This is a genomic window from Holospora undulata HU1 (assembly GCF_000388175.3).
Lineage (GTDB): Bacteria > Pseudomonadota > Alphaproteobacteria > Holosporales > Holosporaceae > Holospora > Holospora undulata_A.
On record NZ_ARPM03000108.1, the window covers coordinates 1 to 5436 of the forward strand.

7 protein-coding genes and 1 tRNA gene are annotated in these 5436 nt (G+C 36.9%); 4 read left to right on the top strand and 4 right to left on the bottom strand.

All coding sequences use genetic code 11. The features are described from left to right. Positions 1–24 precede the first annotated feature (24 nt). Positions 25–150 carry a transposase gene (locus tag K737_RS11885; protein ID WP_152531050.1) on the bottom strand — a complete coding sequence of 42 codons (126 nt, stop codon included), beginning with the start codon at positions 148–150 and terminating at the stop codon, positions 25–27. Here K737_RS11885 and K737_RS11020 point away from each other — a divergent pair. Then, complete coding sequence (locus K737_RS11020) at positions 133–282, top strand: hypothetical protein (RefSeq protein WP_235075665.1); 150 nt, start codon at positions 133–135, stop codon at positions 280–282. The two genes, K737_RS11885 and K737_RS11020, sit on opposite strands and share 18 nt — an antisense overlap. Before the next feature lie 169 nt (positions 283–451). Here the strand turns inward: K737_RS11020 and K737_RS10345 are convergent, their stop codons facing one another. From K737_RS10345 to tkt, 3 genes are all read right to left on the bottom strand, one after another. Next, positions 452–613, bottom strand: coding sequence for a hypothetical protein (locus K737_RS10345; RefSeq protein ID WP_162832642.1), 162 nt, complete (start codon positions 611–613; stop codon positions 452–454). Between the two features lie 76 nt (positions 614–689). Next, on the bottom strand, positions 690–884 hold the full coding sequence (locus K737_RS02280) for a helix-turn-helix domain-containing protein (protein ID WP_006293333.1): 195 nt from the start codon (positions 882–884) through the stop codon (positions 690–692). Positions 885–1100: 216 nt separating this feature from the next. After that, a complete protein-coding gene (tkt, locus tag K737_RS02285; protein WP_006293335.1) occupies positions 1101–3068 on the bottom strand; it encodes a transketolase in 1968 nt (655 codons plus the stop codon). 320 nt (positions 3069–3388) lie between these two features. Here tkt and K737_RS02290 point away from each other — a divergent pair. The 3 genes from K737_RS02290 to K737_RS02300 form a co-directional block, all read left to right on the top strand. Then, positions 3389–3460, top strand: a tRNA-Val gene (locus K737_RS02290). Positions 3461–3587: 127 nt separating this feature from the next. Next, a complete protein-coding gene (locus K737_RS02295; RefSeq protein WP_006293337.1) occupies positions 3588–4307 on the top strand; it encodes a polysaccharide deacetylase family protein in 720 nt (239 codons plus the stop codon). Between the two features lie 217 nt (positions 4308–4524). Further along, the coding region (locus K737_RS02300; protein ID WP_035574914.1) for a hypothetical protein at positions 4525–5436 on the top strand (912 nt) is incomplete at its 3' end.

Sequence of the window (5436 nt, forward strand, 5' to 3'; positions counted from 1 at the left end):
TATAGCTAAATTAGTATAAAAAGATTACGAAAAATGGAATTGAAATAAAAAATTAATTGAACAAGTTAATGTTCTTCTTATATGTTTGGCTTGGGACCATTTTTTCTCAATAGGATTGAGATCTGGAGAATGATGAGGAAAATAAAGCAAACTATGGCATCTTCTAGCATATTTTTCATAGCTTTTTCTTTATGGAAAGTGGCATTATCCATAACACTACCGCTTTCTTTTGGAAGGTTTGGCAGCACCCAAGACGTACCCCCCTTTGTAAGCCAGATATGAACCCAATTAACAATTATAGCTTTGCCAATTAAAGCGCCTATGGGATTTGTTCTTCCCAGTCATAAGAGCTCATAACACCGATTGCCTTTATCAAAGTGTCCATGCGTTCTTGGCATGTCATGAGCAAAACCACTTTCATCTATGTAAGGAATAGCTTTACCTAATTTTTCTAGCTGCTCAATTTTTTGGAAAAATGTAGACCTTTTCTCTGGATCGGATGATTGAGAGTTTTTTTATATGCCACTCCTAAACGTTGTTTTGCATATCTGATACCAGAAGTGCTGACTTCTAACCTCTTAGCCTTTTCGTAGCGCCTGTCTGGAAATTTCATCGACTTCCATGACAATACCTTTGTCTTCTGTAGATAGCTCAATTTTGGCACATAGTCTTAATCTTAAAGTGCGCCCTTACTTCAAAACGGCGGTCGCGCTGACACCAAAAAGTTGAGCAATTTGATTCATTGAAAGGTCGCTTGCGTATAAAACGAAGACTTGGAGCTTGTCTTTCTCGGGCACACCTCGTGAAAATTTTTCCACATTTTTGACATTTGTACTGCTAAACCCCTCGAACAAAATCGTTTTTAAAGCAATCCGAACATTCACAAATTTTACATACAATCTTTTTTAGAGACTTTTAAAAGACTTTCTTTACCAATTCTAACAAAAAAAATCTTTAGTTAAAAGTTTCCAAAATTTAATACGATATTAATGTATTTTTTCTTAATTCACTTCTATTGCTTAAAAAAACTGAATCTTTTTTATGCGATTAGCAAAGATCTTATTTCAGAAAAGAACTGACTATTTAAGAAAATTTTCTTCCTAAAGAGTGTCTAAAATTTTTTGAACGATCGCAGTAGAAGAAAATCCAAAATGCTTGAACAAAACGGAAGATTCCCCTGAGGCGCCAAAAGTTTCCATACCTATGTTTATCCCCCCAGGCCCTGTAACTTGATACCATCCCAAGGGGGAAGACGCTTCAATTGAAATTTGTAAATCAGAAGGAAAACATTTCCAAGGCTCTGGATAGCGTTGAAGCCAGCGCATCATCCAAGGAACTGAATAAACTTGAGCAGAAACAGAATGCTGGTCTGCTAATTCATGCGCTATTGTTAAGGCTAAGTGAACTTCCGATCCGCTGGCCCACAAGTTTACTTTAGGAGTTTTTGTTGCGGGGAGTAAAGGATAGGCTCCTGCTTTGCAGAGATTTTCTTCTTTATACACTTTAGAAAATGTTGGAAGAGATTGCCTGGATAGACACAAGATAACTGGTCCTTTTTCTTGAAGCGCGATTTCCCAACATTCTACAACCTCTACGCTGTCTCCTGGGCGCAACACGGTTAAATTGGGGATGGCTCGCAAAGAAATCAATTGTTCGATAGGTTGATGGGTAGGGCCATCTTCCCCAAGCCCAATGGAATCATGCGTCATAATATATATTACCTTTATTCCCATTAATGCTGACAACCTTAATGCAGGACGCATATAATCTGAAAAAGCTAAAAATGTTCCTCCACAGGGAATAAATCCTGCGTGCGCAGAAATTCCATTCATGATTGCTGCCATGGCGTGCTCTCTTATACCGTAATACAAAAATGGGCGATAAGGGGTCCATTCTTTTGGATCTGTGCACGTAGAATCTTTAAGATCTGCCGCCCCTGCAAGCAGTCGTGTGTAAGGAAAGATCTGTGCTAAAACTGCTCCAGAAGCGCTTCGTGTAGAAATGGCTGGGCGCTCTTGGGCATAAAAAATACCTTTAGCCCTTAACTGTTCTTGAGCTTTTTGGGATAAAGCTGCTCCATTTATGGCTTTGCTGAAACGATCTTGCATACTAGAATCTTGGGTAGAAAATCTTTCCTGCCAAGCTTTGTGTGATGTAGTAGATTTTTGGCTGAAATGTTTCCACTGTTTTAGTAAAAACTCTGGAACAAAAAATGCTTCATTCCAAGGCCAGGCTAGTGCTTTTCGTACCGCTTGGGCTTCTTGGTAGCCTAAGGGAGACCCGTGTGCCTGACATGTTCCCATCTTATTAGGTGATCCGTAACCAATATGGGTACGACACCCGATTAGCGTAGGTTGGCAAGATTTTTTTGCGATATCAATAGCATTGGAAATGGCGTTAAAATCATGACCATCTATACATAACGTATTCCATCCAGATGCTTTAAATCTCTGAACGATATCATCACTTCCGCTAAGATCTACTGGGCCATCTATGGTGACCTTGTTGTCATCCCAGAAAACAATTAAGCGATGCAAGCGCCAATGCCCCGCAAGACTGATGGCTTCTTGTGCTACCCCTTCCATTAAGCATCCATCGCCCAAAATGACATATGTGTAGTGGTCTACGAGCGTTTGTGTAAATTCTTTGCGTAACAAAGACTCACTTAACGCCATACCCAATGCGTTGGCAAGCCCTTGTCCCAAGGGGCCTGTTGTTACTTCAGTTCCCAAAGGGGTTCCTCGTTCAGGGTGCCCTGGAGTTTTACTTGCGTGTTTGCGATAGTTTTTTAGATCTTCTAGGGAAAGAACGCCCCACATATATAAAGCTGCGTACCACAAAGGGGCTCCATGACCTGCAGAAAGAACGAAACGATCTCGATCTGGCCACTGTGTATCGCAAGGGTCCCACTTTAAATATTGAGATGCAAGAACTGCCATCACATCTGCCATTCCCATGGCCATTCCTGGGTGCCCTGAACCGGCATGTTCTACGCTATCCATAGCTAAAATTCTTAAGGCGTTTGCTGCCAAAGGAAAAAAATTTACAGGCGCTTTAAATGCGTTCATTGAAAAACCTGTGCTGAGTTATTGAGTAAGCTTATAGTAACAAATAATTCGTCTAAAAAAAGAGTCCTGGAAAAAAAATAAAAAAAATAAATTAAACAATAATGGGAAAAATGTTTTTACAAGTCGATTGATATATGTTTTTCGCATTTATTTTTTGTGCTAAATACAATTAAAAAATCTTATTTTACTTAATTTTTTCTAAAGGTTTCTATTTATAATTATGTGATATTGAGAAAAATTTTAGGCAAATTATCATTAATTTATAAAAGATAAAGGGACTTTACTTTTTGAAAATTAAAAGATACAATGAACATCGAAAAGGGCGATTAACTCAGCGGTAGAGTGTCTCGTTTACACCGAGAGAGTCGGCGGTTCAAGTCCGTCATCGCCTAGAGTGATTTGTAATTCAAAAAAATTTAATTTTTTTGCAAAAAATAATAAATAATTAGTGTTAGAGAGGTTGCTTTGATTTCGTGTGGTAGATTATTTACCTTTTTTCAGTGCGATTGGTTCAAGAAGGTGGTATGGAAGCGGTGTTTTATTTTTTTTGGAATTGTTTGTTTTGGTATTTTTCTGGGGAACGGAAAAGTAGAGTGCTCAGATTCTAGAGTTGTTTCTTGTAAAAACTTTCCAGATCGTACTGTTTTACTTACTTTTGATGATGGTCCTTCTAGTGCGACAAAAGAAGTTTTGGATGCTTTGAAAAATGAAAACGCATCTGCAATATTCTTTATTGTAGGGGAAAAAGCAAATGAAAGGGAAGGAAAAAAGATATTAAAGCTTATCGCTGATTCAGGTCACATGATTGCAAATCATGGGTACAAACACGTAACAATGACGAAGCTTACGGAAAAAGAGCAGATTAGTTCGTTAGATAAAACCAATTCCTGTATAAAAGAATTTCAAAAGACAGTTCTGTATTTTCGTCCTCCAGGGGGGGCGTGCAACAATATATTGAAACGATCTGTGAATTCTTTAGGGATGAAGATTATGTTTTGGAATGTAGATCCCAGAGATTGGAAAAAAAACGATTGTGGTGCAAGGCCAAGTCATTCTGCATTAAAAGAAAGAATTTTAAAAGGGTTAGAAGACCAAGGGCACAAAGGTATTGTTTTGTTGCACGATATTCATTTGAATACTGCTTTGGCGGTTCCCATGATATTGGATGCTTTAAAAAAAAATGGGTACAGTTTTATGAAACCTGAAGATGTTTTGAAGTATCAAAAAGCTAGTAAATGAGCTGAAAGTTGGGTAAGGTAGAGTTTTAAAAATACGCGATTGTCTGATAAGCAACGGTGAAAACACAAAAAGAGTTAGAAAGTGTATTTTTTACAATTGTTCAAAAATAGTTAAAAATCTCTTGAATTTAACGTTTTTTTATATTATAATTAACAAAAGTTTGGGGTTTTAATTTTTTATATAATAAAAAAATAAAATTAAATAGCGGAATTTTTTTGTGAAAAATAAAATTTTACTCAATTCTATTTTTGGATTTTTTAGAAACTTTTTTTCAGAAAGTACAGGGATTTTGTTTGGTTTGTTATTAGGTAATTTTGGAAATCTTTTTTCCAATAATAGAGCTCTTATTTCCTACAAAAAAAAACTTCAGGAAGTGGAGCTTGAAGCAATAGAGCGTAAAAAACTGTATTTTGATAGTTTCAAACGAATAAAACTTTTTGATAAAAAGAAAGATTTTTTTGATTTGAGTTTTTCGAATTCGAATAAATTCGATTTGGATCCATTAAAAAATTTTACTAATTCTTCTTTTTTTCACTTGATTTCGGATGAAAATTTAAAATCAAAGGCTCTTTTTTTGTTTCCTTTGAAGTTTTTAATTGATATGAAATCAACTACTTCGAAGAAACATATACGTGCTTTTGAAAAGTTGTTGTCAGACTGTGATCCTTTTCAGATTTTTAATTTTTTTCGGTTCTCACAAATTAGGGAAGTTGCTCCTAGAATTTTTACTTTTTCTGATTTTGGCCTACCTATTCAGTGGGGCGTCTTTATGATTACTGGCGCTCATGTAATCCTTGATGTTCAAGCTTCTAATGCTTTTACACGTGGAGGTGGTGGTAGATTGTCTAATCCGGTAGATAATCCTAATCCTGCACCTGCTAATCCGGTAGCTAATCCTAATGCTGCACTTGCTAATCCTTTACCTGCTAATCAGGTAGCTAATCCTAATCCTGCACCTGCTGATCCGGTAGCTAATCCTAATGCTGTACTTGCTAATCCTTTACCTGCTAATCCGGTGGCTAATCCTAATGCTGTACTTGCTAATCCTTTACCTGCTAATCCGGTGGCTAATCCTAATGCTGTACTTGCTAATCCTTTACCTGCTGATCAGGTAGACAATCCTAATCCT

What these genes read in the sequence shown, in the direction of transcription:
- K737_RS11020 (WP_235075665.1), top strand. Translation starts at nt 133, where the DNA reads ATGAGGAAAATAAAGCAAACTATGGCATCTTCTAGCATATTTTTCATA.
- K737_RS10345 (WP_162832642.1), bottom strand. Translation starts at nt 613, where the DNA reads ATGAAATTTCCAGACAGGCGCTACGAAAAGGCTAAGAGGTTAGAAGTC.
- tkt (WP_006293335.1), bottom strand. Translation starts at nt 3,068, where the DNA reads ATGAACGCATTTAAAGCGCCTGTAAATTTTTTTCCTTTGGCAGCAAAC.